This window comes from Microbacterium sp. 8M (genome assembly GCF_902506375.1).
Classification (GTDB): Bacteria; Actinomycetota; Actinomycetes; order Actinomycetales; family Microbacteriaceae; genus Microbacterium.
Genome location: NZ_LR733284.1, coordinates 2,958,752 through 2,983,470, shown reverse-complemented (window position 1 = coordinate 2,983,470; position 24,719 = coordinate 2,958,752). Strand labels below are relative to the sequence as shown.

General features: G+C 72.9%; 18 protein-coding genes. 13 read left to right on the top strand and 5 right to left on the bottom strand.

The genetic code is table 11. The annotated features are described in order from the left end of the window. Positions 1-146: 146 nt before the first annotated feature. Positions 147-1,613, bottom strand: coding sequence for an NCS2 family permease (locus AERO9AM_RS14125; RefSeq protein WP_159576715.1), 1,467 nt, complete (start codon positions 1,611-1,613; stop codon positions 147-149). Between the two features lie 96 nt (positions 1,614-1,709). Between AERO9AM_RS14125 and AERO9AM_RS14120 the strand changes: the two genes are divergently transcribed. The 13 genes from AERO9AM_RS14120 (at position 1,710) to AERO9AM_RS14060 (ending at position 19,609) form a co-directional block, all read left to right on the top strand. Then, complete coding sequence (locus tag AERO9AM_RS14120) at positions 1,710-2,972, top strand: cell division protein PerM (RefSeq protein ID WP_201298651.1); 1,263 nt, start codon at positions 1,710-1,712, stop codon at positions 2,970-2,972. A 53-nt stretch (positions 2,973-3,025) separates the two neighbouring features. Continuing rightward, complete coding sequence (gene purN, locus AERO9AM_RS14115; protein ID WP_159576714.1) at positions 3,026-3,622, top strand: phosphoribosylglycinamide formyltransferase; 597 nt, start codon at positions 3,026-3,028, stop codon at positions 3,620-3,622. A gap of 24 nt (positions 3,623-3,646) precedes the next feature. Beyond that, positions 3,647-5,254, top strand: coding sequence for a bifunctional phosphoribosylaminoimidazolecarboxamide formyltransferase/IMP cyclohydrolase (gene purH, locus AERO9AM_RS14110; RefSeq protein ID WP_159576713.1), 1,608 nt, complete (start codon positions 3,647-3,649; stop codon positions 5,252-5,254). 248 nt (positions 5,255-5,502) lie between these two features. Next, complete coding sequence (locus AERO9AM_RS14105; protein WP_159576712.1) at positions 5,503-7,086, top strand: AlkA N-terminal domain-containing protein; 1,584 nt, start codon at positions 5,503-5,505, stop codon at positions 7,084-7,086. After that, positions 7,083-7,589 carry a methylated-DNA--[protein]-cysteine S-methyltransferase gene (locus AERO9AM_RS14100; protein ID WP_159576711.1) on the top strand — a complete coding sequence of 169 codons (507 nt, stop codon included), beginning with the start codon at positions 7,083-7,085 and terminating at the stop codon, positions 7,587-7,589. Before AERO9AM_RS14105 ends, AERO9AM_RS14100 begins: the two co-directional genes overlap by 4 nt. A gap of 101 nt (positions 7,590-7,690) precedes the next feature. Then, positions 7,691-9,076 (top strand): serine hydrolase domain-containing protein, encoded by a 1,386-nt coding sequence (locus tag AERO9AM_RS14095; protein WP_159576710.1) that lies wholly within the window; start codon positions 7,691-7,693, stop codon positions 9,074-9,076. Next, entirely contained in the window at positions 9,073-10,125 is a 1,053-nt protein-coding gene (locus AERO9AM_RS14090; RefSeq protein WP_159576709.1) for a dipeptidase, read from the top strand. Before AERO9AM_RS14095 ends, AERO9AM_RS14090 begins: the two co-directional genes overlap by 4 nt. A gap of 149 nt (positions 10,126-10,274) precedes the next feature. Continuing rightward, complete coding sequence (locus AERO9AM_RS14085) at positions 10,275-12,329, top strand: dipeptide ABC transporter ATP-binding protein (protein ID WP_201298650.1); 2,055 nt, start codon at positions 10,275-10,277, stop codon at positions 12,327-12,329. Continuing rightward, the gene (locus AERO9AM_RS14080) at positions 12,326-13,276 is read left to right on the top strand and encodes an ABC transporter permease (RefSeq protein ID WP_159576707.1); all 951 of its coding nucleotides are present in this window, start codon (positions 12,326-12,328) and stop codon (positions 13,274-13,276) included. Before AERO9AM_RS14085 ends, AERO9AM_RS14080 begins: the two co-directional genes overlap by 4 nt. Continuing rightward, positions 13,273-14,178 carry an ABC transporter permease gene (locus AERO9AM_RS14075; protein ID WP_159576706.1) on the top strand — a complete coding sequence of 302 codons (906 nt, stop codon included), beginning with the start codon at positions 13,273-13,275 and terminating at the stop codon, positions 14,176-14,178. Before AERO9AM_RS14080 ends, AERO9AM_RS14075 begins: the two co-directional genes overlap by 4 nt. Positions 14,179-14,368: 190 nt before the next feature. Continuing rightward, a complete protein-coding gene (locus tag AERO9AM_RS14070; protein WP_159576705.1) occupies positions 14,369-16,225 on the top strand; it encodes an ABC transporter substrate-binding protein in 1,857 nt (618 codons plus the stop codon). 64 nt (positions 16,226-16,289) lie between these two features. After that, positions 16,290-17,558, top strand: coding sequence for an erythromycin esterase family protein (locus AERO9AM_RS14065; protein WP_159576704.1), 1,269 nt, complete (start codon positions 16,290-16,292; stop codon positions 17,556-17,558). Further along, positions 17,555-19,609 (top strand): prolyl oligopeptidase family serine peptidase, encoded by a 2,055-nt coding sequence (locus tag AERO9AM_RS14060; protein WP_159576703.1) that lies wholly within the window; start codon positions 17,555-17,557, stop codon positions 19,607-19,609. The genes AERO9AM_RS14065 and AERO9AM_RS14060 overlap by 4 nt, the downstream gene beginning before the upstream one ends. 34 nt (positions 19,610-19,643) lie before the next feature. Here AERO9AM_RS14060 and AERO9AM_RS14055 read toward each other — a convergent pair whose 3' ends face one another. The 4 genes from AERO9AM_RS14055 to AERO9AM_RS14040 all read right to left on the bottom strand — a co-directional run bounded on the left by AERO9AM_RS14055 (position 19,644) and on the right by AERO9AM_RS14040 (position 24,499). Next, entirely contained in the window at positions 19,644-21,254 is a 1,611-nt protein-coding gene (locus AERO9AM_RS14055) for a PucR family transcriptional regulator (RefSeq protein ID WP_159576702.1), read from the bottom strand. Between the two features lie 85 nt (positions 21,255-21,339). Then, on the bottom strand, positions 21,340-22,449 hold the full coding sequence (menC, locus tag AERO9AM_RS14050; protein WP_159576701.1) for an o-succinylbenzoate synthase: 1,110 nt from the start codon (positions 22,447-22,449) through the stop codon (positions 21,340-21,342). Then, positions 22,446-23,342, bottom strand: a complete 897-nt coding sequence (locus tag AERO9AM_RS14045; protein WP_159576700.1) for a GNAT family N-acetyltransferase — start codon at positions 23,340-23,342, stop codon at positions 22,446-22,448. The genes menC and AERO9AM_RS14045 overlap by 4 nt, the downstream gene beginning before the upstream one ends. After that, positions 23,339-24,499: a M20 family metallopeptidase gene (locus AERO9AM_RS14040; RefSeq protein WP_201298649.1), complete on the bottom strand. Its 1,161-nt coding sequence runs from the start codon at positions 24,497-24,499 to the stop codon at positions 23,339-23,341. The genes AERO9AM_RS14045 and AERO9AM_RS14040 overlap by 4 nt, the downstream gene beginning before the upstream one ends. Positions 24,500-24,719: the final 220 nt, after the last annotated feature.

The following is a 24,719-nucleotide window of genomic DNA, read 5'->3' as shown; positions in this document are numbered from 1 at the left end:
CGCGTCCGCGCCTGGCGCGCCGAGGCCCCCTCTGCGCGCCGAGGCCCCCTCGCGCGGGCGCCCACCGGAGGGGGCGCGGATGCTGCGAGGGGGCCTCGACGACCAGGGAAAGCGCGCGCTGAGTGCTCGGGGTCGGAGCGTGCAGGTCAGTGCAGCAGCGCCTCGATGGGGCCGCGCGCGAAGTAGATCACGAAGCCGGCCGTGACGATCAACAGCAGCGGGCTGATCTCGCGGATCCGACCGGAGAACGCGCGCACCAGCACCCAGCTGATGAAGCCGGCGCCGATGCCGTTCGCGATCGAATAGGTGAGCGGCATGATCGTGACCGTGACGAACACGGGGAAAAGCGCCGTGAAGTCGGTGAGATCGATGTGGCGGATCTGGCTCATCATGAGCGCGCCCACGATCACGAGCGCAGCGGCCGCGACCTCGGTGGGCACGATCGAGACGAGCGGCGTGAAGAACATCGCGAGCAGGAACAGCAGGCCCGTCACGATGTTGGCCAGGCCCGTGCGCGCGCCCTCGCCGATGCCGGCGCCGGATTCGATGAACACCGTGTTGGAGGATCCGGAGGTCAGGCCACCGGCGACGGCGCCGACTCCCTCGACGATGAGCGCGGAGCGCAGACGCGGGAACTCGCCCTTGTCGTCGGCGAGGCCCGCTTCCTTCGAGAGCCCGGTCATGGTGCCCATGGCGTCGAAGAAGTTCGTGAACACCAGCGTGAACACGAGCATGAGCGCCGACACGGCGCCGATCCGGCCGAAGGCGCCGAACAGGTCGACGTGGCCGATGAGCGACAGATCGGGGACGGCGACGAGGTTCTTCGGAAGCGTCGGCACGGTGAGGCCCCAGCCGCCCGGGTGGACCTTGTCGCCGTCGACCTTCGGCCCGAGGTGCCAGATCGCCTCGACGATCACGGCGATCACCGTGCCGGAGACGAGACCGATCAGGATGCCGCCCTTGATGCGCAGCCCGACCAGGATGGCGGTGAGCAGCAGGGTGATCACGAAGACGAGGGTGGGCGCGGTGGCCACCGAGCCGCCGATGCCCAGCCCGACCGGCGGCGAATCGCTCTTGGTCGAGGTCACGAATCCGGCGTTCACGAGGCCGATGAACGCGATGAACAAGCCGATGCCGACCGTGATGGCGAGCTTGAGCTGCATGGGGACGGCCTCGAAGATCATCCGGCGCAGCCCGGTGGCGCTCAGCAGGACGATGATGAGGCCGTTGATGACGACGAGACCCATCGCCTCGGCCCAGGTCACCTCGCCCACCACCGAGAACGCGAGGAAGGCGTTGATGCCGAGGCCCGCGGCGAACGCGAACGGCAGGCGTGCGATCAGGCCGAACAGGATCGTCATCACCGCGGCGGTGAAGCCGGTCACGGCGCTCAGCTGGACGAAGCCGAGCTGAGTGCCCGCGATGTCCTTGGAGCTGGACAGGATGATCGGATTCAGGATGACGATGTAGGCCATCGTCACGAAGGTCACGACGCCGCCGCGGATCTCTGCGCCGACGCTGGAGCCGCGGCGGGTGATCTCGAAGAAGCGGTCGAGCGCGTTCCTCGGCTCGGCCGTGGCCTGGTCGGATGCGGTCGGGGGGACAGATGACATGGGCAGGACCTCCGCCGAAAACCGTATCGCGTCGCGACGGCGGGCCGCGCGTTCGGCGGGGGAGGCAGAGGTGGAGCACGTAGGCTCGAAGCCGTCATGCAACGCCTCCTCATCGTGCTCCTGGCCGCAGTCGACGCCGTCGTGGCGGCCGCGATCGGCCTCGCCGTTCTGCTCGCGCCGCTCACGGTGATCTGGGCGGTCGCGTTCGGGCCGCGTGCCGATTGGGGCGCGCTGTGGCCGGCCACCGCGACGCTGTGGCAGTTCGGACACGGAGTGCCGCTCGCGGTCGCCCTGCCCGACGCCGTCGTGCGCGCGATGGGGCTGGATCCGTCCGCCGCACGCTTCGCGCTGTCGGTCACCCCCTTGCTGCTGCTCGGCTTCACGGCGATCTTCGCGGCCCGCTCGGGCCGCCGTGCCGCGCTGGCCGGATCCTGGCCCGCCGGTGTGGTCGGCGGCACCGTCGTCTTCGCTGCGATCTCGGCGGTCGCCGCGCTGACCGGCGGCCTCGGCGGCGTGCGGACGCCGCTGTGGATGGCGATGCTGTTCCCGCCGCTCGCATTCCTGTGCGGTGCGCTGGCCGGCGCGGTGGCGACCGCGTGGGCCGAGGGCGACGGCGGGCTCGTCGATCGGGTGCAGGACGCGCTGGACCGATTCCCCGACTGGGCGCAGGTGCCCGGCGACGTGGTGCGGGGCGCCGCTGCGGCGACCACCGCGGTCGTGGGCGCGGCAGGGCTCGCCGTCGCCATCGTCGCCCTGGTCCGCGGCGGCCAGACCGTGGCGCTCTTCGAAGCGCTGCGCGCCGATGGGCTCGGCGTCGTCGTGATCGGGCTGGCGCAGCTCGCCTACCTGCCGACCCTCGTGGCGTGGGCCGTGGCGTGGATCGCCGGCCCCGGCTTCGCGATCGGCGCGGGCACCGCCGTGTCGCCGGCGGGCACCGTGCTGGGCGTCGTGCCCGGGGTCCCGCTGCTGGGACTCGTGCCGGACAGCTCGTCGCCGTGGTGGCTCATCGTGGTGCTTGTGCCGATCGGCGCGGGCGCGTTCGCCGGGTGGCTGATCCGCTCCCGCCAGGTCTCCGCCGGGGCGGAGGCGACGTTCGGCGCCCGGGCGGTGACGGCGGCGGGGATCGCCGTCCTCGCCGGCGGTGCGGGCGCGCTGCTCGCCGCGCTGTCCCGCGGATCCCTCGGCCCCGGGCGGCTCGGGGTCGCCGGCCCCGAGCCGGGTCCGGTCGCGCTCGCGCTCGGCCTCGAGGTGCTCGTCGGCGCGGCGATCCTCCTGCTCGCGCCACGACGTCGCGCGGCGACGGGGGACGCCTGGCCGGCTGACGAGGACGAGGACGCGCTCCGTCCCACCGGCGTCTGAGCGGCCGCTTCACGGCGGACCGGCGGGTGCGCCCGCCCGGCTAGACTGTTGTGGTGCTGACGGTCGCCGTACTCATCTCGGGCACCGGCTCGAATCTTCGTGCCCTCCTCGACGCGACGGACGACCCCGGATTCCCCGCCAGGGTCATCGTGATCGGCGCGGACCGCGAGGCCGAAGGCCTCGCACACGCCGAGGCCTTCGGTATCCCCTCCTTCGTCGTGCCCTGGGAGCGCTTCGACAGCCGGGAGGCGTGGGGCGCAGAGCTCGACGCCCAGTTGAAGGTCTGGAACCCCGACCTCATCGTGCTCTCCGGCCTCATGCGCCTGCTGCCGCACGACGTGGTGGCCACCTGGTCGCCGAACATCATCAACACCCACCCGGCATACCTGCCCGAGTTCCCCGGGGCGCATGGCGTGCGTGACGCCCTCGCGGCGGGAGTGACCGAGACCGGGGCGAGCGTGATCGTGGTCGACGACGGTGTCGACAGCGGACCGATCCTCGCCCAGGAGCGTGTGCCGGTGCTCGAGGGCGACACCGAGTCCTCGCTGCACGAGCGCATCAAGCCCGTCGAGCGACGACTGCTGATCGACGTCGTCCGCCGCATCGCCGAGGGTGAGCTCGACCTCGGCGCCCGTCCCTCCCCGAACTGACGCCTACCCGGAAGGAACCCCCCGATGGCCGGTCCTGCCCACGACCCGTCCCTCTACCGTCCCCGCGACCAGGTGCGGGTGCGCCGCGCCCTCGTGTCCGTCAGCGACAAGACCGGTCTGGTGACGCTCGCGCAGGCACTCGCCGAGAACGGCGTCGAGATCGTGTCGACCGGATCCACCGCGCAGACCATTCGCGATGCGGGCATCGACGTCACCGACGTGGCCGCCGTCACGGGCGTCGCCGAGATGCTCGACGGACGCGTCAAGACGCTGCACCCCGCCATCCACGGTGGTCTGCTCGCCGATCTGCGACTGGAGGATCACGAGGGCCAGCTCGAGCACCTCGGCATCGAGCCGTTCGAGCTCGTCGTGGTGAACCTGTACCCGTTCGTCGAGACCGTGGCCTCCGGGGCGGTCGGTGACGACGTGGTCGAGCAGATCGACATCGGCGGACCCGCCATGGTGCGCGCCGCGGCGAAGAACCACGCGAACGTCGCCATCGTGGTCTCCCCGGAGTCCTACCCTGCGATCGTCGACGCGGTCGCGGCCGGCGGCACCACGCTGGCGCAGCGCCGGGAGCTCGCCGCCCGGGCCTTCGCGCACACCGCTGCCTACGACGCCGCCGTCGCGTCCTGGTTCGCCGAGGGCACGCTGATCGATGAGGGCGACCTGCCCGCGCACCTCACGATCCAGGCCGAGCGCCTGGCCACGCTGCGATACGGCGAGAACGCGCACCAGCGCGGTGCGATCTACACCCGCGCGGGCGGACACGGCATCGCTCAGGCCACGCAGCTGCAGGGCAAGGAGATGTCGTACAACAACTACGTCGACGCCGATGCGGCCCTGCGTGCGGCGTACGACATGGTGCATCCCGCCGTCGCGATCATCAAGCACGCCAACCCGTGCGGCATCGCCACCACCGCGCCGAACGCCCTGGATCCCATCGCGAGCGCGCACCTGCGGGCGCACGAGTGCGACCCGGTGTCGGCCTACGGCGGCGTTATCGCTGCGAACGGCACGGTCACCCTGAAGATGGCCGAGAACCTGAAGGACATCTTCACCGAGGTCATCGTGGCGCCGGCGTTCGAACCCGCAGCGCTCGAGGTGTTCAAGGCGAAGAAGAACCTGCGGCTGCTGCAGCTGCCCGACGACTGGCAGCAGGAGCGCATGGACGTGCGTCTGGTGTCCGGGGGGCTGCTCCTGCAGGACGCCGACCGCTTCCCGGACGACATCGTCTCCGTCGCGAAGGACTGGGAGCTGGTCTCGGGCGAGCGCCCCGACGACCAGGAGATGGAGAACCTCATCTTCGCGTGGAAGGCGTGCCGCGCCGTGAAGTCGAACGCGATCGTGCTCTCCAAGGCGAACGCCACGGTCGGCGTCGGCATGGGCCAGGTCAACCGTGTCGACTCCTGCCGTCTCGCGGTGGAGCGCGCGGGCGACCGCGCCGCCGGATCCGTCGCCGCCTCCGACGCGTTCTTCCCCTTCGCCGACGGTGCTCAGGTTCTCATCGACGCCGGCGTCACGGCGATCGTGCAGCCGGGCGGCTCCGTGCGCGACGAGGAGGTCGTCGACGCTGCGCGCAAGGCCGGCGTGACGATGTTCTTCACCGGAGAGCGCCACTTCTTCCACTGAGCTGGATCCCGGGCCCGGGCAGGATCACCTTCCCTGGGATCCCTGCGCCTTGGGCTGCGCCCTCCCTCAGTGACGGAGACAGCGCCGAGCCACCCCTTTATCGCCGAGCCACCCCTTTGCGCGCTGAGCGCAGGGGGGTGGCTCGGCGCGAAGGGGGTGGTTCGGCGCAGAAGGCGCAGGGGGAGAGGGGGCACTGTCATGTCCGATTTCCGCGAGCCTGCGGGAATCGGACATGCCAGAGTGGAGGCATGAGCTTCCCCGGGATGACCTTCGACGAGCGGTATCGGGCGATCGACGCGCGTGACACCCGCTTCGACGGACAGTTCGTGACGGCGGTCCGCTCGACCGGCATCTACTGCCGCCCGAGCTGCCCTGCCCGCACCCCGAAGCCGGAGAACGTCACATTCTTCCCGACGAGCGCGGCGGCGCACGAGGCGGGGTACCGCGCGTGCAAGCGGTGCCTGCCCGAGGCCGCGCCGGGCTCGCCGGAGTGGAACCTGCGCGGCGACGTCGCGGCGAGGGCCATGCGCCTCATCGCCGACGGGGTGGTCGAGCGTGAGGGCGTTCCGGGGCTCGCCGCGCGCCTGGGCTACTCGACACGGCACCTCACCCGACTGCTGGCGGCCGAGCTCGGGGCGGGTCCGCTCGCGCTGGCCCGCGCGCACCGGGCGCACACCGCCCGCATGCTGCTGGTGGGCACCGACCTGCCGATCGCCGACGTCGCGTTCTCCGCGGGTTTCGCGAGTGTGCGCCAGTTCAACGACACGGTCCGCGAGGTGTTCGGCCTCGCTCCGGGAGATCTGCGGGCACGCCGGCACGCACGCGAGGCGGGCGCTGCGGCGACCGTCGTCCCGGGTGAGATCGACCTGCTGCTGCCCTACCGGAAGCCGTTCGACGCGGCGGGCCTGTTCGCCTGGATGCGCGCCAGGGCGCTGCCCGGAGTCGAGGAGGCCGGTGAGCGCAGCTTCGCCCGGCACCTGCGCCTGGACGGCGGACCGGCCTGGTTCGCGCTGAGCCTGGACGGCGCAGACCGTCTGCACCTGCGCGCCCGGCTGACGCAGCTCGGCGACCTGGCCCCGCTCGTCACCCGCGCCCGTCGGCTGTTCGACCTCGACGCCGATCCGGAGGCTGTGGACGCCGCGCTCGCCGCGCACGAGCCGCTGGCTCCGCTGGTCGCCGCCGTACCCGGCATCCGCGTGCCGGGCGCCGCGGATCCGCACGAGATGCTGATCCGCGCGATGATCGGCCAGCAGATCACCGTGGCCGCCGCACGCACCGCACTGACGCAGCTCGCCCAGGAGCTGGGGGAGCGGGTCGGATCCGGCCCGGAAGGGACAGAGGAGGGGATCCTGTTCCCGACGATGGCCGCGATCGCCGAGCGCGGGCACGAGGTGCTGCGCGGCCCGGCGGCCCGGATCAGGGCCGTCACGGGCGCGGCGGCCGCGCTCGCCGACGGGTCACTGCGGCTGACCGCCGGGGACGACGGCGCGGCCCAGCGGGAGGCGCTGCTCGCGATGCCGGGGATCGGGCCGTGGACCGCCGACTACGTGCGCATGCGCGTGCTGGGCGATCCCGACGTGTTCCTGCCCGGCGACGTGGCAGCGCGTGCCGGGGCCGGCGCGGCGGGACTCCCGTCGGAACCCGGACCGCTCACAGTCTGGGCGACGCGCACAGCGCCCTGGCGCAGCTATCTCACCGCCCACCTCTGGCGTGCGGCCCCGGCCAAGACCGTGAGGAAGGGCAGCGGCGCGCCGAGCGCCGTGGACGCCTCCGCGTCCGCCCTCGCTTCGAAGACCGCATTGACCACCTCGATCACGGAAGGCTCGAAATGACTGCCATCATCCAGACCATCGACACCCCCGACGGCCCGTTCACCATCCTGGCCGACGAGCGCAACCGCGTGCTCGCCTCCGGCTGGACGGCCGATCACGACGCGATCCTGCAGCGCCTCGCGGAGAAGAACCGTCCCGCCGACGTCGTCGAGGGCACCACGGCGGCGGCCGACGCGGTCGCCGCGTACTACGCCGGCGACGTCACCGCGATCGACACGGTCGAGGTGCGCCAGTTCGGCACCGACATGCAGACCGCCGGGTGGGCGGCGCTGCGCCGGATCACCCCGGGTCAACCGCTCACCTACACCGAGTTCGCCGTCGCGCTCGGTAAGCCCGGGGCAGTGCGCCCCGCGGCGTCGATCTGCGCGCGCAACGCCCCCGCCCTGTTCGTGCCCTGCCACCGGGTGCTGCGCACCGACGGCAGCCTCGGCGGCTTCGCCTGGGGAGAGGACGTGAAGCGCCGTCTCCTGGACCGGGAGGCCGGACACGCGCTCGCCGCGTGAGGCCCTGGCCGCGCGGACCAAGCGCGGCGGCCGCACTCGTCCGCACGGATGAACCGCCTCCTCCGGTCGCGCCCTAGGCTCGGCGCGACCGGAGGTGGATCATGCCCGATCTCGATGCGTTCCAGACCGCTCTCCAGGAGCGGCTTCCCGCCCTCCGCCGCGCGCACGGCGTGCCGGCGGCGTCCATCGCCGTGGGGATCGGGGACCGCGGCGCCGTCGCGGCGGACGGCGTGCTGAACCTCGCGACGGGCGTGACCGCGACGACCGATGCGGTGTTCCAGATCGGCTCGATCACGAAGGCCTTCACCGCGACCCTCGTCATGCAGCTCGTCGACGACGGCCTGCTCGACCTGGACGCCCCGATCGTCGACGTGCTCCCGGGGCTGCGGCTCTCCGGCGCCCCCGCCGACCGGGGGATCACGGCCCGGCGGCTGCTCGCCCACACCGCCGGATTCGAGGGCGACGTGTTCGACGACACCGGGGCCGGGGACGAGGCGCTCCGCGACTATGCGGCGCTGCTCGCGGACCGCACGCCGGCGCTGTTCCCGCCCGGCGCCCTCTGGTCGTACAACAACGCCGGCTACTGCCTGCTCGGGCGGATCGTGGAGGTGCTGCGCGCGCAGACCTGGGAGCGCGCACTGCGCGAGAGGATCCTGGATCCGCTGCGCCTCGACCACGCCGCCGTGGACGCGGCCGAGGCCGTGCTGCGGCGGACCGCCGTCGGGCACCTCGCGCCGGAGCCCGGTGCGGCCCTGGCGCCGGTCCCGGTGTGGTCGATGGGCCGCTCGAACGCGCCCGCCGGATCGATGCTCGCGATGCGCGCCGCCGACCTCCTGACCTTCGCCCGGCTGCACCGGGACGCGGGCGCCGCCGCCGACGGGGCCCGTGTGCTGTCGCCCGCGTCGGCGGAGGCCATGCGGCGTTCGCGGGTGCGGCTCCCGGACATCGCGCAGGGCGTCGGCTGGGGGCTGGGGTGGGAGCTCTTCGACCACGGCGGATGCGCGCTGTTCGGGCATGACGGCAGCACGATCGGGCAGTCGGCGCTCCTGCGCGTCGAGCCGGGGCGGGGGATCTTCGTCGCGGTCCTCGCCAACGGCGGGGGAGGCAGGGCGCTCGCGGCCGAGATCCTCGGCGACGTGCTGGCGGAGTTCGCGGAGGCGCCGCGTCCCGCACCGCCCGAGCCCTCGGGGGAGCCGCTCGGCGAGACGCACCGCTACGAGGGGCGCTACGCCTCGGCGACGTCCGTGACCGAGGTCCGGCGCGGCCGCGACGGGGCGCTGCTGCTCGAGCGCACCCCGGTGGGCATCGCCGCGGAGGTGGGCGACGCCCCCTATCGCACCGGGCTCGTGCGGTGGCGCGGCGACTCCTTCCTGCCGACCGAGGCCGAGGACGGGGTCCGCCAGCCGGTCGCCTTCCTCGGCGACGACGGCGCCGGCAGGGCGCTGTTCCTGCACGCGGGCCGGGCGGATCGGCGGGTGGCGTCATGACCGCGCCGGGGCTCGCTCGCGCGCTGCATCGCCGCGCCGTGGTCGCGGATGCGCACAACGACCTGCTCTGCGCGGTCGTGGCGCGCCCTCCCGAGCGCTGGGGGAGCTTCTTCCGGGAGCGCTGGCTGCCGCAGCTCGAGCAGGGCGGCGTGGATCTGCAGGTCCTCCCCGTGTTCGTCGAGGACGCCCACCGCCCCGAGGGGGCGCTGCGGCGCACCCTGCGGATGATCGAGGCCGCGCATCGCCTGGCCGAGGATAACGCCGGGCGCGTGGCTCTGTGCCGCACCGGCGAGGACGTCGACCGCACGATCGCGGACGGGCGGATCGCGCTCGTGCTCGCGCTCGAGGGTATGCCGGGGCTCGACGCGGACGTGGAGCTGATAGCGACGATGCACCGGCTCGGCGTGCGCGTCGGCTCGCTCACGCATGTCGGCCGCGGCGCGTTCGCGGACGGATCCGGCGAGGACGCCGCCCGCAGCCGCCTGCCCGCCCCCGGGATCCGTGCGGTGCGCGAGATGGAGCGGGTCGGCATGCTCGTCGACCTCAGCCACCTCGGTGCTGCGGGGGTGTCGCACGTGCTGGAGATCGCGACGCGTCCGGTCGTCGCGACGCACTCCTCGGCGCGGGCGCTGCGCGAGCACCATCGGAACCTCTCCGACGAGCACCTCGCCGCGATCGCCGCGGGCGGCGGCGTGGTCTGCGTGAACTTCTTCGCGCCCTTCCTGGACGATCGGCCGGCGACGATCGACCGTCTCGTCGACCACCTCGAGCACATCGCGGCGATCGCGGGGAGTGAGCACGTCGGCCTCGGACCCGACTTCGTCCGGGAGGTCATCGGCGAGACCACGCCGCCGTGCTGCGTCGTCACCGAGGTGCAGGGCGTCCCGGCCGACGTGTACCTGCCGGGGCTGGAGGGTCCGGAGGGGCTGCCCCTCGTCACCGAGGCGCTGCTGCGCCGGGGATGGGCCGAGGCGGATATCCTCGGCGTGCTCGGCGGGAACCTGCAGCGGCTCTTCCGGGAGCAGCTCGGACGACTCTCCGCGCGCTGAGGCCGCTCGGACGTCGAGGGTCGTCCCCGAGGACGAACAGAGACCTCTCCGTTCGACGGAGCGGACGAACGCCGCGCCGGCGCTGTGTCGCAGGATCATGGATGAACAGGCCAGCGCCGCGCGGAGCGGTGGGCGCGAGGGAGCAGGCGATGCTGACGATTCGAGACCTCTCGGTCGAGATCAGGGCCGGGGAGCGGACCGTCCGTCCGATCACCGGCGTCGACCTCGACCTCACGCGCGGCGAGACGCTCGGCATCGTCGGCGAGACCGGATCGGGCAAGTCCATGACCGGCCTGTCGATCATGGGGATGCTGCCCACGGGATCCGCGATCACGAGCGGGTCGATCCGGTTCGACGGCGAGGAGCTCGTCGGCGCGGACCCGCGCTCCTATCGGGCACTGCGCGGACGCCGGATCTCGATGGTCTTCCAGGACTCGCTGACGGCCCTGAACCCGACCCGGCGCGTGGGCAACCAGGTCGCGGAGCCGCTGCTGCTGCACGGGCTCGCGAGCCGCGGCCAGGCGCTGCGCCGGGCCGAGGAGATGCTGGCGCTCGTGGGCATCCCGCGGCCGTCCGAGCGCATGCGCGACTATCCACACCAGCTCTCCGGAGGGATGCGCCAGCGCGTGATGATCGCGATGGCGCTCATCGCCGAACCGGATCTGCTCATCGCGGACGAGCCGACGACCGCCCTCGACGTCACGATCCAGGCGGAGATCCTCGATCTGCTGGGACGGCTCAAGGAGCAGCTCGGCATGGCGATGATCCTCGTCACGCACGACATGGGCGTGGTGGCCCGCCATGCCGACCGGGTCGGCGTCATGTACGCCGGACGACTCGTCGAGACCGGGCCCACCCGGTCTCTGTTCCGGCAGACGCGGCATCGCTACACGCGGGCGCTGCTGGACTCGATCCCGTCGCTCGAGCAGGATCGGGGCGTCGAGCTGCACTCGATCCCGGGATCGCCCCCGGATCCGGCCGAGTCGGTCCCCGGCTGCCGGTTCGCGCCGCGCTGCGCCGCCGCGACTGAGCGCTGCCGCACCGAGCGTCCGCGGCTCGAGGGCGACGGCGGACACGTCTTCGCGTGCTGGAACCCGGTGACCGACGCGACGGCCGCGGCCCCGGGTCGCGCGCTCGCCCGCGCCTCCGCCGCCGACGCCTCGACCGAGGCCCGCCTCGAGGTCGTCGATCTCGTGCAGGAGCACCCCGTCTCGGGCTGGGCGCCGAAGGGGCGACGGCGCACCGTGAAGGCCGTCTCGCGCGTGAGCTTCGCGGTGCGGGCGGGGGAGACCCTGGGCCTGGTCGGAGAGTCCGGATGCGGCAAGTCGTCGCTCGGGCGCATGCTCGTCGCGATGGACCGGCCCACGGCCGGGGAGGTGCGCCTGGAGGACGCGAAGGTCTCGGGGGTCCGCCGACGCGAGCTCGCACCCCGCCGGGCGAAACTGCAGATGATGTTCCAGGACTCGGGCGCCGCGCTCGACCCGAAGATGACGATCGGCACGATCCTGCGCGAGCCGCTCGCGATCCAGGGGATCGGCACGGCCGCCGAGCGCACCGAGCGGGCGATCGCGCTGCTGGATGCGGTCGGGCTCGGCCCGTCGATCCTGGAGCGGTACCCGCACGAGCTCTCCGGCGGCCAGCGGCAGCGCATCGGTCTCGCCCGCGCGCTCGCGCTGGACCCCGACGTCCTCGTCGCCGACGAGCCGGTCAGCGCGCTGGACGTCTCGATCCGCTCCCAGGTACTCAACCTCATGCGCACTCAGCAGCGCGAGCGCGGGCTCAGCAGCGTCGTGATCTCGCACGACCTCGCCGTCGTCCGCTACCTCTCCGACCGCGTCGGCGTGATGTACCTCGGCAAGATCGTCGAGATCGGCGCGACCGACGAGGTCTACGAGCGGCCCGCGCACCCGTACACCGCAGGGCTCCTCGCGGCGGTGCCCGTCGCGGATCCGGACGCACCGGCGCCGGATCAGGCCGAGCGCGTGCGCGGCGAGCTGCCCAGCCCCCTGGATCCCCCGAGCGGCTGCCGGTTTCGCACGCGGTGCCCGCTCGCGACCGAGCTGTGCGCCGCGGTCGAGCCGGTGCTGGAGGCGGTCGGCGCGGCCCACGAGGTCGCCTGCCACTTCCCCCTGCAGCCGAAGACGGGCGATGCGACGGGCGCCTCGGAGCCCACGCCGCGGCCCGCGACGGAGGAGGCGGCATGATCTCGTACCTGCTGCGGCGGATCCTGATCTCGCTGCTCGTGCTGATCGGCATCTCGATCGTGATCTTCGTGATGCTGCACCTCATCTCCGACAGCCCGGGGCGGGTGGTGCTGGGCCCGCAGGCGTCGGCGGCCGCGGTCGAGGCGTTCAACCGCGAGAACGGCTTCGACCGGCCCCTGTTCGTCCAGTACGTCGACTACGTCGTGCAGCTGCTGCACGGCGACCTCGGACGCTCGTACAAGCTGAACGAGGAGGTCTCGGTGCTGTTCGCGCAGAACGCCGGACGCAGCGCCGTGCTCTCCCTCGCCGGCCTGGTGCTCGCCCTGGCCATCGCGATCCCGCTCGGCATCCTCCAAGCGGTCCGGCGCAACACGGTCGTCGACCGCGCCGCCACCGGCATCGCCTATCTGCTCTACGCGACGCCGTCGTTCCTGGTCGCGCTCCTGCTGATCGCGCTGCTCAGCCAGCTCGTGCCGCTCTTCCCGGCCGAGGCCTCGCAGTCCCCCTCGCCGTGGGTCGTGTTCACGGATCCCCGCGCGATGGCGCTGCCGCTGATCACTCTCGCCCTCACCAACGTCGTGGTGTTCTCGCAGTACCAGCGCTCGGCCGCGCTCGAGCAGCTCGGCATGGACTACATCACCGTCGCGCGCGCTAAGGGCGCCCCGGAGCGGATCGTGCTGATGCGCCATTTGCTGCGGAACGCCTGCATCCCGCTCATCACCCTCGTCGGCGTCATGATCCCGACGCTGCTGGCGGGCAACCTCATCGTCGAGTCGGTGTTCAACTACCCCGGTCTCGGCCTCCTGTTCCTGAACAGCCTGCACCGCGAGGACTATCCGGTGCTGTTGGCCTACACCCTCATCGGTGGCGCCCTCACCGTGTTGGGAAACCTCCTCGCCGACCTCGTGGTCGCAAGCGCGGACCGAAGGATCGAGCTGAGCAGATGACGACCGCACACCCCGAGCTGTCCGAGAAGACCGACGTGATCGTCGCGACCGCGACGGCGGCGCGCCCCTTGCCGGTCCGCGCCGTGCTGCGCGCGCTGCGGCGGAACCCGATGGCGGTGACGGGCGCCTCGCTGCTCCTGCTCCTCGCGCTGTTCAGCTTCGCAGGACCGCTGCTGTACCCCACGAACCAGACGGACGTGAACCTGCTCGACGCGCTGCTGCCGCCCGGCGAGGGGTACCCGCTCGGAACGGATCCGAACGGCTTCGACGTGCTCGGACGGCTCATGCTGGGCGGTCAGGTCTCGCTCGAGATCGGCCTGCTCGCGGCGGTCTTCGCGACGACCCTGGGCACGGTCTACGGCGCCGTCGCGGGCCTCGCCGGCGGTGTGGTGGACGCGATCATGATGCGGTTCGTGGACGTGCTCCTGGCGATCCCGTTCCTGTTCTTCGTGCTCATCATCGCTGCACGGTTCACTGCGACGCCGCTCACGCTCAGCCTCGTGATCGGCGGCTTCTCCTGGCTCGTCTCGGCGCGGCTCATCCGCGGCGAGGTGCTCTCGCTGCGAGTGCGGGAGTTCGTGCAGGCCGCGCGGCTCATGGGCGCGGGAGACCAGCGGATCATCTTCACGCACCTCATCCCGAACACCTTCGGTGTAATCATCGTGAACCTCACCTTCCAGGTCGCCGACGCGATCCTCGTGATCGCCGCGCTCGGATTCCTCGGTTTCGGGCTGAGCTATCCCGTCACCGACTGGGGCAGCCAGCTCTCCAGCGGCGTCGCTTACATCACCGCGGGGAACTGGTGGCTCATCTACCCGGCGGGCCTGTGCATCGTGCTCGTGGTGCTCGGCCTGAACCTGCTCGGAGACGCGCTGCGCGACGTGCTGGACCGCCGCCGATGAGCGAGCGGCGGGGTGTGTCCGCCCCGACAGCCGCGGCGCGCGGAATCTGTCCGGATCTCTGAACGGGCGGGTTCCGGGCTCCTGCACTCTCGAAGCACCGGGATCCGAGACGCAGCGGGCCCCCTCGGATCCCGGACACCCGATCCGCCCGCTCGACGAAGCCCCGACGAACCCGAAGAAGGAGCACAGCATGAACCCGCAGGTTCCCCGGAGGCGACGGCGCCTCCTGATCGCGCTCACGGTCGCCGCCGCCCTGATCACCACCGGCTGCACCGCCGGGGCCTCGAAGGTCGACCCGTCCCAGTACCACACGATCCCGGCCGCGAGCGGCAAGGCCGTGGACGGCGGCGTGGTCACGATCGCGATGACGCCCGGCCTCGCGCCGAACTACATCTTCCCCTACCCGCCGGCCGCGGCGAACGGCGCGGTGATCGGCAACGACCTCATGTGGCGCACCCTGTACCGCGCCGACGCGGACGGCAAGAGCAACGCGGACACGAGCCTCGCCTCGGCGCCCGCGTACAGCGACGAGGGTCGCACCGTGACGATCGCGATGAAGAAGAACAGCTGGTCCAACGGCAAGCCCGTCACCGCCGGCGACGTCGTCTTCTCGCTCGCGATCCTCAAGGCCGCCGTCGCGCAGAGCGCGGCAAACTGGGCGTTCTATACGCCGGGACAGTTCCCCGACGGCGTCACGGCGACAGCGCAGGGAACCGACACCGTGGTGCTCACGCTCGAGAAGGCCTACAACCCCGCCTACCTCGAGTCGCTCCTGCAGCAGCTCGTCGTGATCCCGTCGGCCGACTGGAGCATCGCGGCCAGCGGCGGGCCCGTGCTCGACTACACCGACCCCGCGAACGCGAGCGCGATCTACACGTTCCTCACCGGGCAGTCCTCGGACCAGTCCACGTTCGCGACGAACCCGCTGTGGCAGGTCGTGAACGGGCCGTTCTCCCTGAAGAGCTTCGAGCCGACGACCGGATCCTTCTCGCTCACGCCCAACAAGGCGTACACCGGCCCGGGCAAGCACGCGCTGGAGCGGGTGGACTTCAAGGCCTTCACCTCGGCCGCCGCGATCTACAACCAGTACCAGGCGGGCACCATCACGGTGGGGCGCCTCGACTCCAGCTACTCCTCGAAGATCGAGGAGCTGCGCGCGAAGGGCTACAACGTCTACGCCGCGCCCGCGCCGGCGCGTTCCGACCCGCTCGTGATCAACTTCGCGAACACCGCGGGCGGCTTCGACAAGATCATCGCCCAGCCCTACGTGCGTCAGGCGCTGCAGCACCTCGTCGACCAGCCCGGCTACATCAAGAGCCGCGGCGTCTACAACGGCGCCGCGAGCGAGAACTACGCCACGGTCGGACTGGGCTCCGTCTTCCCGCCCGACTTCGGCGACAAGGCGCTGTACCCGTTCGACCCGAAGGCGGCCGAGAAGCTGCTGACCGCACACGGCTGGAAGGTCGACAAGGCCGGCACGATCTGTGAAAAGCCGGGTGCGGGATCCGACCGCTGCGGCGAGGGGATCGCGCAGGGGCAGAAGATCGCCTTCACACTGGCCTCCGCGAGCTCTCCGAGCTATGTCGGGGCGCGGGACCTCGCGTTCTCCTCGGAGGCGAAGAAGCTCGGTATCGACGTCAAGGTCGTCTCGAAGTCGCTTAACTACATGTACGAGAACTACACGAACCCCGGCGCTCCGGCGAACACGAACGAGTGGGCCATGCAGGACAGCGGCCCGCTGGTCATGGCGTCGTACCCGACCGCGAATGGCGTCTTCAACACCGACGGCAGCTTCAACCTCGGCAGCTACAGCAACCCCGAGGCGGACAAGGCCATCGAAGCGAGCGTGTTCGGATCGGATCCGAAGGCGCTGAGCGCGGAGACCACCCTGCTCTCGAAGGACCTGCCCGTGCTGTTCCTGCCGACCCCCGACAACCTGATCGTGTGGAGGAGCACGCTCTCGGGCCCGCCGGACACGTTCGAAGGACTGCTGAAGTTCATCTATTCCCCGGAGCAGTGGTACTTCACCGAGAAGCAGAAGCAGTGACGGATCCGCGGAGGGGACCGGTCGGCAGCGACCGACCCCGTCCGCGGTGAGAGGATCAACCCCGATGCACGACACCGAGCCGACCTACGCCCGCCCCTTGGCGGCCTCCGGCGAGCCGTGGGACACCGCGACGGTGCGGGCGCTGATCGGCGACGCCCGCGTGGTGCTCCTCGGCGAGGGCGCGCACGGCGTCGACGACTTCGCGCGGCTCGGAGACGGGCTGTTCCGCACCCTCGCGACCGAGCTCGGCTTCACCGCCTTCGTGCGCGAGTCGGGCTTCGCCGAGGGCCTGACCGTCGACGCGTGGATCCAGGGCGGCCCGGGCGAGGCGGAGGACGTCGCCCGCGCCGGGATCACCTACGGCTTCGGCGAGTCCGACGCCGTGCGGCGTCAGCTCGCCTGGATGCGTGCGGAGAACGCCCGGCGCCGGGCGGATCGAGCGGGCTCGCCGGATGCCGGCGCGCGCGTTCCGCTGCGATTCTGGGGCATGGATCTCCCGGGATCCTCCACCTCGCCGGGCGCCGCCGTGCGGGTCTGCCTCGACCGCATCCCCGCGCAGGACGGAGACGACGCGCTGCGACGGATCACCGACCTCGGCGGACGCACCGCGGCCGCGATCGCGTGGGACGGGCTGGACGACGCGGCGCGAGACCGGATCCGCGACCGCATCGCCGGGCTGATCGCGCGCGTCGACCGCGACGGCGACGAGATCGCCCGGCGCAGCGCCGCGACGCTGGACGCGTTCCTCGCCGAGCTCGCCTGGGACGGCGAGCCCGGGCCGTACCCCCGCGAGCGGCTCATGGCCGATACGGTCGCCTGGATCGCCGAGCGCGAGGAGCGGATCCTCGTGCTCGCGCACAACGCGCACGTGCGCCGGGAGCCCCTGCACGGCAGGCCGACGCTCGGCACGCTGCTGCACGCCCGACTCGGCGACGCGCTGCGGGTCATCGCCATGACCCACGGGCACGGCCCCGTCGTCTCGTTCACGGAGCGCTCGCCGCGGCCGTTCGACTGGGAGGTCGCGGTCTCCGAACGGATACCCGCGCCGGGCACCCTCGAACACGCGCTGGACCCCCTCGGCGACGTGCTCGTCGACCTCCGGGCGGCGGGCCCTGGGCTCTGGGCCGGGATCACCGGCACCGGCGCGGGCGCGGGGATCGATCCGATCGCCGACGTCGCGACGGCGTTCGACGCGGTCGCGCACCGGCACCGGGTCTCGCTCGTGCCGGGGCACCTCGACCGGCTGCAGGCGGAGTTCGGACCCGCTGACGCCGGGACGGCTCCGGCGCCGCGGGACGCCGGGACCACGTCGGCGGGCGAGGCCGTCCGATGAGCGCCGCACCGCGCACCCGCACCGAGGACGTCGTCGAGATCGTCGCCGGCATCGCGGTGCCGGATCCCTATCGCTGGCTCGAGGGCGACGCCTCGGTGCCCGGCGAGGTGGCGGACTGGCAGCGCGCCCAGGCCGCCCATGCCGAGGAGACCCTCTGGTCCGGCCACGACCGCGACGCGATCCGGGCCCTGGTGGAGCACAGCCACGAGGGCGCCTGGCCGGAGCTCCCGCGCAGCGGGGGCGGCCTGTGGTTCCGCGCGGAGGGCGGCCGGCTCCTCGTCTCGGACGAGCCCTACGGCGCGGGCCGTGTCCTCCTCGACCTCCGCCGCTTCGACGAGCCCGGCGGCACGGCGGTGCTCAGCTGGTTCGCCCCGTCGCCCGACGGCGCCGTGCTCGCGGTGGGCGTCTGCACCGACGGCAGCGAGCACAACCGCGTCGTACTGGTCGACGTCGTGACCGGCTCGCTGCGCGACGACGCGCCGCCGGAGCCGCTGCACAGCGCGTGGGGCGGCGGGATCTCATGGTTCCCCGACAGCACGGGCTTCGCGTTCCTGGGGCTGCGCAGCCCCGCCCAGGACTTTCGGCAGGTCGTGTACCGGAGAGAGCTCGGCACGCGCGGGCCCTCCGCGATCGAGGACGTGCCGATCCCGGACGGCTCCCGCGAATACACCCGGATCCAGTTCTCGCCGGACGGGCGCTGGGCGGTCGCCGTCCACCGGGTCGGCACGCCGTTCCCGGTCGCGGTGCGCGACCTGTCCCGCCCCGGGAACGGCTGGCGGCCGTTCCTCTCGCCGCGGCCGGAGACCGCCGTGGGGCACATCGTGGGGGATCGCTACGTCGCCGTGACCGACCTCGACGCACCGCGGCGACGGCTCGTCGCGATCCCGCTCGACGCCGAGGATCCGGCGGATCCTGCGTGCTGGACCGAGCTCGTGCCCGAGGGGGAGGCGGTGCTGCGCTCCGTGCTCCCGGTCGGGGATGCGCTGTACCTGAGCGAGTTCCACCGCACCGCGGCGCGCGTGCGGATCCTCGACCGCGACGGCGCGGAACGGGGCGTCGTGCCGCTGCCGGGCGAGGGCGCGCTCGCCGCCCCCTTCTTCCCGCTCACGGGCCTCGCCGCGGAGAGCCGGGACGGATCCTTCGTCTTCGCCTTCTCGACGCTCACCACGTCGTGGGGCGTCTACCGGCATCGTCCCGAGGGTGCGCTCGAGGTGCTGCAGGAGCCCCGGATCGCGATCGACGCGACCGCCGAGCTGCGCGAGGCGATCGCCGCCGACGGCTCCGCGATCCCGTACCATGTCGTGCGCCCGCGGGGCGCTGCGGCCCCGGCACCGGTGCTGATCTCCGCCTACGGCGCCGCCGGCATCCCCACGCTCCCGCAGTACCGGCCGGATCTCGCGGCGGTGCTCTCCGCCGGGGGCACGGTCGTGCAGGCGTATCTGCGCGGGGGCGGCGAGTTCGGCAGCGCCTGGTTCCGCGCTGCCGATCGCGAGCGGCGCGGCACGCGCGACGGCGACCTCCTCGCGGTGGCCGAGGACGTGCTCGCCGCGGGGATCGCCGCGCGGGGCCGCCTCGCGCTCTCCGGGGGATCCGACGGCGGACTCATGTGCGGCAACGCGATCACCGCGCGTCCCGACCTGTGGTGCGCCGTGCTGCCGCGCGCCCCTCTGCTCGACCTCGTCGGCGGCTTCCGCAACCCGTACCTGGAGTTCGTGATCCGCAAGGCCTGGGGCGACCCCGAGGACCCGGTCGACGTCGCCCGCATGATCGCGCTGTCGCCGTACGAGCGGGTGCGTCCGGCGGAGTATCCGCTGCTCTACGTCGAGGCCGGAGCGAACGATCCGCGCTGCCCGCCGTGGCAGGCGCGCAAGTTCGTCGCGCGCATGCAGGCCGCGCAGCGCGGGTCGGCGCCGATCCTGCTGCACGTGTACGAGAACGCCGGGCACGGATCCGGCACCGGTCAAGACGTGATCGTCGCGCAGGACGCGGCGTGGCTGGCGTGCCTGCTGGGCGCGCTGGGCCTGCCGGATCCGGTGGCGCCGCAGCGCTGACGGGGACCCGGGCGCGGGCCTCGGCCGGCCCGGGTCAGCGCTCCGGGGCGATGGCCCGCAGGCGCAGCTGCATCATCGCGCCGAACCGCGCGTTCGGGTCGTCGAGGTCGATGCGGCCGACCTCGGCGACGCGGCGCAGGCGGTAGCGGAACGTGTTGGGGTGCACGAACTTCGCCGCCGCGGCGACGCCGACATCCCCGAACGCGTCGAGCCACGCTTCGAGCGTCTCGGTCAGGCTGCTCCCGTGCGTCTCGTCGTAGGCGATGAGGCGCGCGAGCGGCCCGGACGGGATGTCGCGGGCGGATCCGGTGAGCTCGAGCAGCAGCGCCTCGGCGTGCACCTCGTCAAGCCGCGCGACCTGCCGGTCCACGATCCCAGCGCGCAGCACGCGCAGGGCGCGGTCTGCGCTCGCCCGGGAGCGGGGGAGCAGCCCGGTCTCGGAGACCACGGCCCCGACCCCGATAAGCGGGCGCAGCGCGGAGCGCATCCGGGCGAGGAACTCAGTCGCCACGCGCACCGCGCTGTCGCCCTCGTCGTCGGCGTCGATCGCGGACGCGAGCGGCAGCACCCCGTAGGCGACGTCGCCGACGAGGCCGGAGACCGAGCGCGGGTGCGCGAACGACAGATGCACAGCGAAGGCGTCGGCGACGCGCTTGCGCTCCGCGGCGAGGTGCGCGTGCGAGAGCTGCTCGGCGGCGGGATCGTGCAGGGTGAGGGCGAGCACGACGCAGGACTCTTCGCGCAGGCCGAGCCGATGCACGGCCTCGCCCGCGGAGGGACCGCCCCCGAGCGCCGTGCGCAGCAGCTCGGCGCGCAGCCGGCGCTCGACGTCGGCGTCGGTGCGCTGCCAGACCATGTGCATCGCGACGAGCTTCGCGGCGTCGTGCAGGGAGGCGCTGCGCTCGGCGGTGAGCGTGCCCGCGGTCCAGATCGTGCCGAGCACCTCGTCCCCGGCGCGCACCGCGATCGCCGTGCGCACCTCGTCGCCGGTGGACCCGGTGGCGACCTCGACGGGCCACTCGCTCCGGGTGATCTGCGCGAGGGCGCCGCTCTCCTCGAGCGCCCGCACGTCCTGCGACGGCAGCGGCCGGGCGCGGATGCCGGGGGCGCGCTGCTGCTCGGGACCGTTCGAGAAGGCCAGCAGCTGGGCGTTGCGGTCCTCGATCGTGACGGGGGACTCCAGCAGTGCCGCGATCGCGTCCGCGACGGCGAACAGGTCGCCGGCGAGGATACCGCCGAAGGTGACCGGGCGTGCCTCGTCCGGGTCCCCGGGCGTCATGAGCGAGCGCAGCATGCCGGCCAGGTGCGCCCAGGTCGTGCCGGGGTTCAGCGCGAGCACCACGACCCCCGTCGCCTCGGCCTCGGCGCGCAGCGCCTCGTCGGAGACGAACGGCGCGCGCACCACGAGGGCCGTGACACCGGCCTGGGCGAGCAGCGGGAGCAGGCGCCGTACGAGCTCCGGCTCCTCCACGCCGACGCCCATCACGAGCGAGTTGCGGGGGGCGTCCGGCTCGTCACGGGGATCGTGGATCACGATCGCCTCGATCGTGCGCTCGGGCGCGACCGTTCCGCAGACGACCGTGAGCAGCGTGGTGTCCAGCGCCTCGAGCACGCGCACGAGGGTGACCTGCGGGCGGTGGTTCATCGGGGGCACCTTCGCGACGCTAGCACGGGGCGTCGGCGGCTCTCCGGGCGCTCCTGCAGGGCGCCGTGGCCGCGCGTTCGGACGATCATGGCGCGAGCGGAATCCAGGCGCCGGAGACCGTCACCGCGTCGAGCACATCCGGATCCGGCGTCACGCCGATGCCCGGCCCCGAGGGCACGGCCATGTGGCCGTCCTCGAGCCGGAACGGCTCGGTCAGATCCGTCGCGTAGTAGCGCTCAGACGCGGAGGTGTCTCCGGGCAGCGTGAACCCGGGGAGGGCGGCGAGCGCGAGGTTCGCCGCGCGGCCGATCCCCGTCTCCAGCATCCCGCCGCACCACACAGGCACGCCGTGCGCGGTGCAGAGGTCGTGGATCCGGCGCGACTCCAGGTAGCCGCCCACGCGTCCAGGCTTGATGTTCACGATGCGGCAGGCGCCCAGCTCGATCGCCTGCGCGGCATGGGCGGCGGAGAGGATCGACTCGTCCAGGCAGATCGGCGTGCCGATCCGTCGTGCAAGCATCGCGTGCCCGGCGAGGTCGTCGGCGGCGAGCGGCTGCTCGAGCAGCGACAGGTCGAACGCGTCCAGCTTCGCGAGGTGCTCGATGTCTGCCCGGCCGTAGGCGGCGTTCGCGTCGACCTGCAGCAGGATGTCGCCGAAGCGCTCGCGGACGGCGCGGACGGGATCCAGATCCCAGCCGTGCTCGATCTTGAGCTTGATCCGCACGTACCCGTCGGCGAGGTAGCCCTCGACGACGTCCAGGAGCGCGGGGATCGTCCGGGTAATGCCCACCGAGACGCCGCAGGCGACCCGCTCCTTCACCGCGCCGAGGTGGTACGCGAGCGGCACGCCACGCTGGCGGAGGTCGGCGTCCAGGATCGCTGTCTCGAGCGCGGCCTTGGCCTGGCGGTGGCCCTTGAAGGGCGACAGGATCCCCGCGATCCGGTGCGGATCCAGGTCGCCGCGGGCGTCGAGGGCGGGCACGAGCACGTCGGCCAGCACGGCGGCGGCTCCCGGCGTGTACTCCGAGCTGTACAGCGGCAGCGCGCTCGCGCCGCACTCACCCCATCCCTCGGCGTCGGCGCCGACCGCCCGCACGAGCACCGCCTCGCGCACCGTCTCGGTGCCGAAGGAGGTGCGGAACGGCGACACCAGCGGCATCCGGATCGTCCGGATCTCCACGCCCTCGAGCCTCATGACCTCTCCTGTCTGTCGACGATGTACCACCCGGCGCGGTCGAAGCCGCGCACGGTCGCCCCGTCGGCGAGCAGCGCCCCCAGGACGTCGCGCACGGCGAGGCGCCAGTCGGCGGCCCGCCGGGGGTCAGTCTCGCGCAGGCGCTCGATGTCGGCGGGCACCCCGACGAGCACCGTGTCGGCGTCGAAGTCCGTGACTTGCGGGGCGTCCGAGGCGTCCGGCTGTACGGCGACGACGGCGCCCGCGGCGCGGGCCGCGGCGGCGTCGATCAGTCGCGGACGGCGCTCGGCGGCCTCGAGCACCTGCGGCGCGCGCAGCTCCCAGCGCACCAGGATCCGGTCGGTCTCGTCGTCGCGGTTGATGCTGTCGTCGAGGGCTCCGTAGAGGCACGGGAGGTAGGCGGCGGCCGAGGCGGCGAGCCGGCCGAGGTTGAAGTGCGCGTTGCGCCGAATCAGCGGATCGTAGGTCCAGGTGATCGTGTCGGCACCGTGGCGCAGCGCCCAGGCGCGCTGGTGCAGCTTGAGGGCGAACCCGAGCCGCCGGCCGCGCACGTGCGGGAGCGTGCCCGCGATGTGGCTGTGCAGGTTCCGGGACGCGGGCGGTCCGAAGAAGCCGAAGCAGGCGCCGACGAGCTCCGGCCCGTCGTCGCGGTGGTCGAAGGCGCCCGCGACGTAGTTGCCCGCCTGCACGAGCGCGCGCAGCAGGTCGGCGGTGACGGGAGGGTTCGTCGCACCCGTGTGCCAGATGCCCTCGTACAGGGCGCGCACGGCGGCGAGATCCCGCACGTCATCGAGCAGGCGGATGCCCACCCCGGACGCGGCCGCGGCGGACGCGGCGGTGCGCCCGGCGTCGATGGCCGTGTCGTCGCGTGCGTCCACGGCGAGGCCGCTCATGGTGACGGAACCCTGATCGGGGCGGACGCCGTCGGGGTCTGCGCGGCGGGTGGCGCGGGCGGCGTGGCCTGGAGGTCCTCGATCAGGCCGGCCAGCAGGCGGACCCGCGGCTCGAGCTCGGCAATCAGCACGTGCTCGTGGGCGGCGTGCGCGCCGCCGCCCACGGCACCGAGTCCGTCGAGCGTGGGCGTGCCGACCCCGGCGGTGAAGTTGCCGTCCGAGGCGCCGCCGACACTGATCCCGGCGAGGGGCGGCAGCGCGAGACGGGCGGCGACCACCTGCGCCCGCCGGAACAGTTCGGACGAGGAGTCCGCGGCGAGAGGGGAGCGGTTGATGCCGCCGTCGACGGCGACGCGCGCTCCGGGGATCCGCGGTCGGAGGGCGAGCATCCCGGCGTGGACGCGCTCCTGCTCCGCGGAAGTGAGGGCGCGGACGTCCACGGAGAACGATGCCTGGGCCGGCACGGTGTTCGTCGTCGTGCCGGAGCTCGTCCGCGTCGGGGTGACGGTCGTCCCGGCGTCGCAATCGCCGAGCAGCGCCACGGCCTGCACCTGATGCGCGAGCTCGAGCGTCGCGTTCACGCCCTGCTCCGGGTCGAGCCCGGCGTGTGAGGCGCGGCCGAGCACGGCGACCTCGTAGCGGGACACGCCCTTGCGGGCCACTTTGAGCGCGCCGCCGGGGCCCGCAGCCTCCAGCACGAGGGCGGCGGCCGAGACGCGGGCTTCGTCCTCGATGAGCGTCCGCGAGGTGGGCGATCCAGGCTCCTCGTCCCCGGTGACGAGCACGGTGATCCCGGTGAGATCCGAAAGCAGGCCGAGCGCGTGGAACGCGATCACGAGCCCGGCCTTCATGTCAAAGGATCCGGGCCCCACCACGGTCTCCTCGTCGGCGCGGGCCGGCAGCTCCGCGAGGGACCCCACGGGCCAGACGGTGTCGTGATGGCCGAGCACGAGGATGCGGGGCTCGCCAGAGAAGCGCCAACGCAGGTGCGTGCATCCGTCGATCACGATCCGTTCCGGCGCCGCGCCGAGGCGGGTCGTGCCCAGCTCCGCGACGGCGTCGGCGCTGCGAGCGACGGCGGCGAGGTCGTCGGACGGCGACTCGCAGCGGACGAGGCGCAGGATCTCCGCGACCATCGTCTCGACGGGTTCCGGCATGGCGGCTCCTTCGATTCGGATCGTGCTCCCATCCTGCTGACGGCCCCGGCGGGCGCGGCTGTCCGCTTGACCGAAACCGAACGCTCCGGTTGATCCGATCCGACGACGAGCGCCCGGATCGCCGCCGCCATCCGGGCGCGGTCATGATGGACGTGAGATCGGTTTCGGGAAAACGCTTGCGCACAGACGGCTCACAAACATAGGCTGGACGGCTGTCGCG

Bases quoted from the DNA above. Each gene is read 5' to 3' on its own strand.
- AERO9AM_RS14125 (WP_159576715.1), bottom strand. From the start codon at position 1,613: ATGTCATCTGTCCCCCCGACCGCATCCGACCAGGCCACGGCCGAGCCG.
- AERO9AM_RS14120 (WP_201298651.1), top strand. From the start codon at position 1,710: ATGCAACGCCTCCTCATCGTGCTCCTGGCCGCAGTCGACGCCGTCGTG.
- purH (WP_159576713.1), top strand. From the start codon at position 3,647: ATGGCCGGTCCTGCCCACGACCCGTCCCTCTACCGTCCCCGCGACCAG.
- AERO9AM_RS14105 (WP_159576712.1), top strand. From the start codon at position 5,503: ATGAGCTTCCCCGGGATGACCTTCGACGAGCGGTATCGGGCGATCGAC.
- AERO9AM_RS14100 (WP_159576711.1), top strand. From the start codon at position 7,083: ATGACTGCCATCATCCAGACCATCGACACCCCCGACGGCCCGTTCACC.
- AERO9AM_RS14095 (WP_159576710.1), top strand. From the start codon at position 7,691: ATGCCCGATCTCGATGCGTTCCAGACCGCTCTCCAGGAGCGGCTTCCC.
- AERO9AM_RS14090 (WP_159576709.1), top strand. From the start codon at position 9,073: ATGACCGCGCCGGGGCTCGCTCGCGCGCTGCATCGCCGCGCCGTGGTC.
- AERO9AM_RS14085 (WP_201298650.1), top strand. From the start codon at position 10,275: ATGCTGACGATTCGAGACCTCTCGGTCGAGATCAGGGCCGGGGAGCGG.
- AERO9AM_RS14080 (WP_159576707.1), top strand. From the start codon at position 12,326: ATGATCTCGTACCTGCTGCGGCGGATCCTGATCTCGCTGCTCGTGCTG.
- AERO9AM_RS14075 (WP_159576706.1), top strand. From the start codon at position 13,273: ATGACGACCGCACACCCCGAGCTGTCCGAGAAGACCGACGTGATCGTC.
- AERO9AM_RS14070 (WP_159576705.1), top strand. From the start codon at position 14,369: ATGAACCCGCAGGTTCCCCGGAGGCGACGGCGCCTCCTGATCGCGCTC.
- AERO9AM_RS14065 (WP_159576704.1), top strand. From the start codon at position 16,290: ATGCACGACACCGAGCCGACCTACGCCCGCCCCTTGGCGGCCTCCGGC.
- AERO9AM_RS14060 (WP_159576703.1), top strand. From the start codon at position 17,555: ATGAGCGCCGCACCGCGCACCCGCACCGAGGACGTCGTCGAGATCGTC.
- AERO9AM_RS14055 (WP_159576702.1), bottom strand. From the start codon at position 21,254: ATGAACCACCGCCCGCAGGTCACCCTCGTGCGCGTGCTCGAGGCGCTG.
- menC (WP_159576701.1), bottom strand. From the start codon at position 22,449: ATGAGGCTCGAGGGCGTGGAGATCCGGACGATCCGGATGCCGCTGGTG.
- AERO9AM_RS14045 (WP_159576700.1), bottom strand. From the start codon at position 23,342: ATGAGCGGCCTCGCCGTGGACGCACGCGACGACACGGCCATCGACGCC.
- AERO9AM_RS14040 (WP_201298649.1), bottom strand. From the start codon at position 24,499: ATGCCGGAACCCGTCGAGACGATGGTCGCGGAGATCCTGCGCCTCGTC.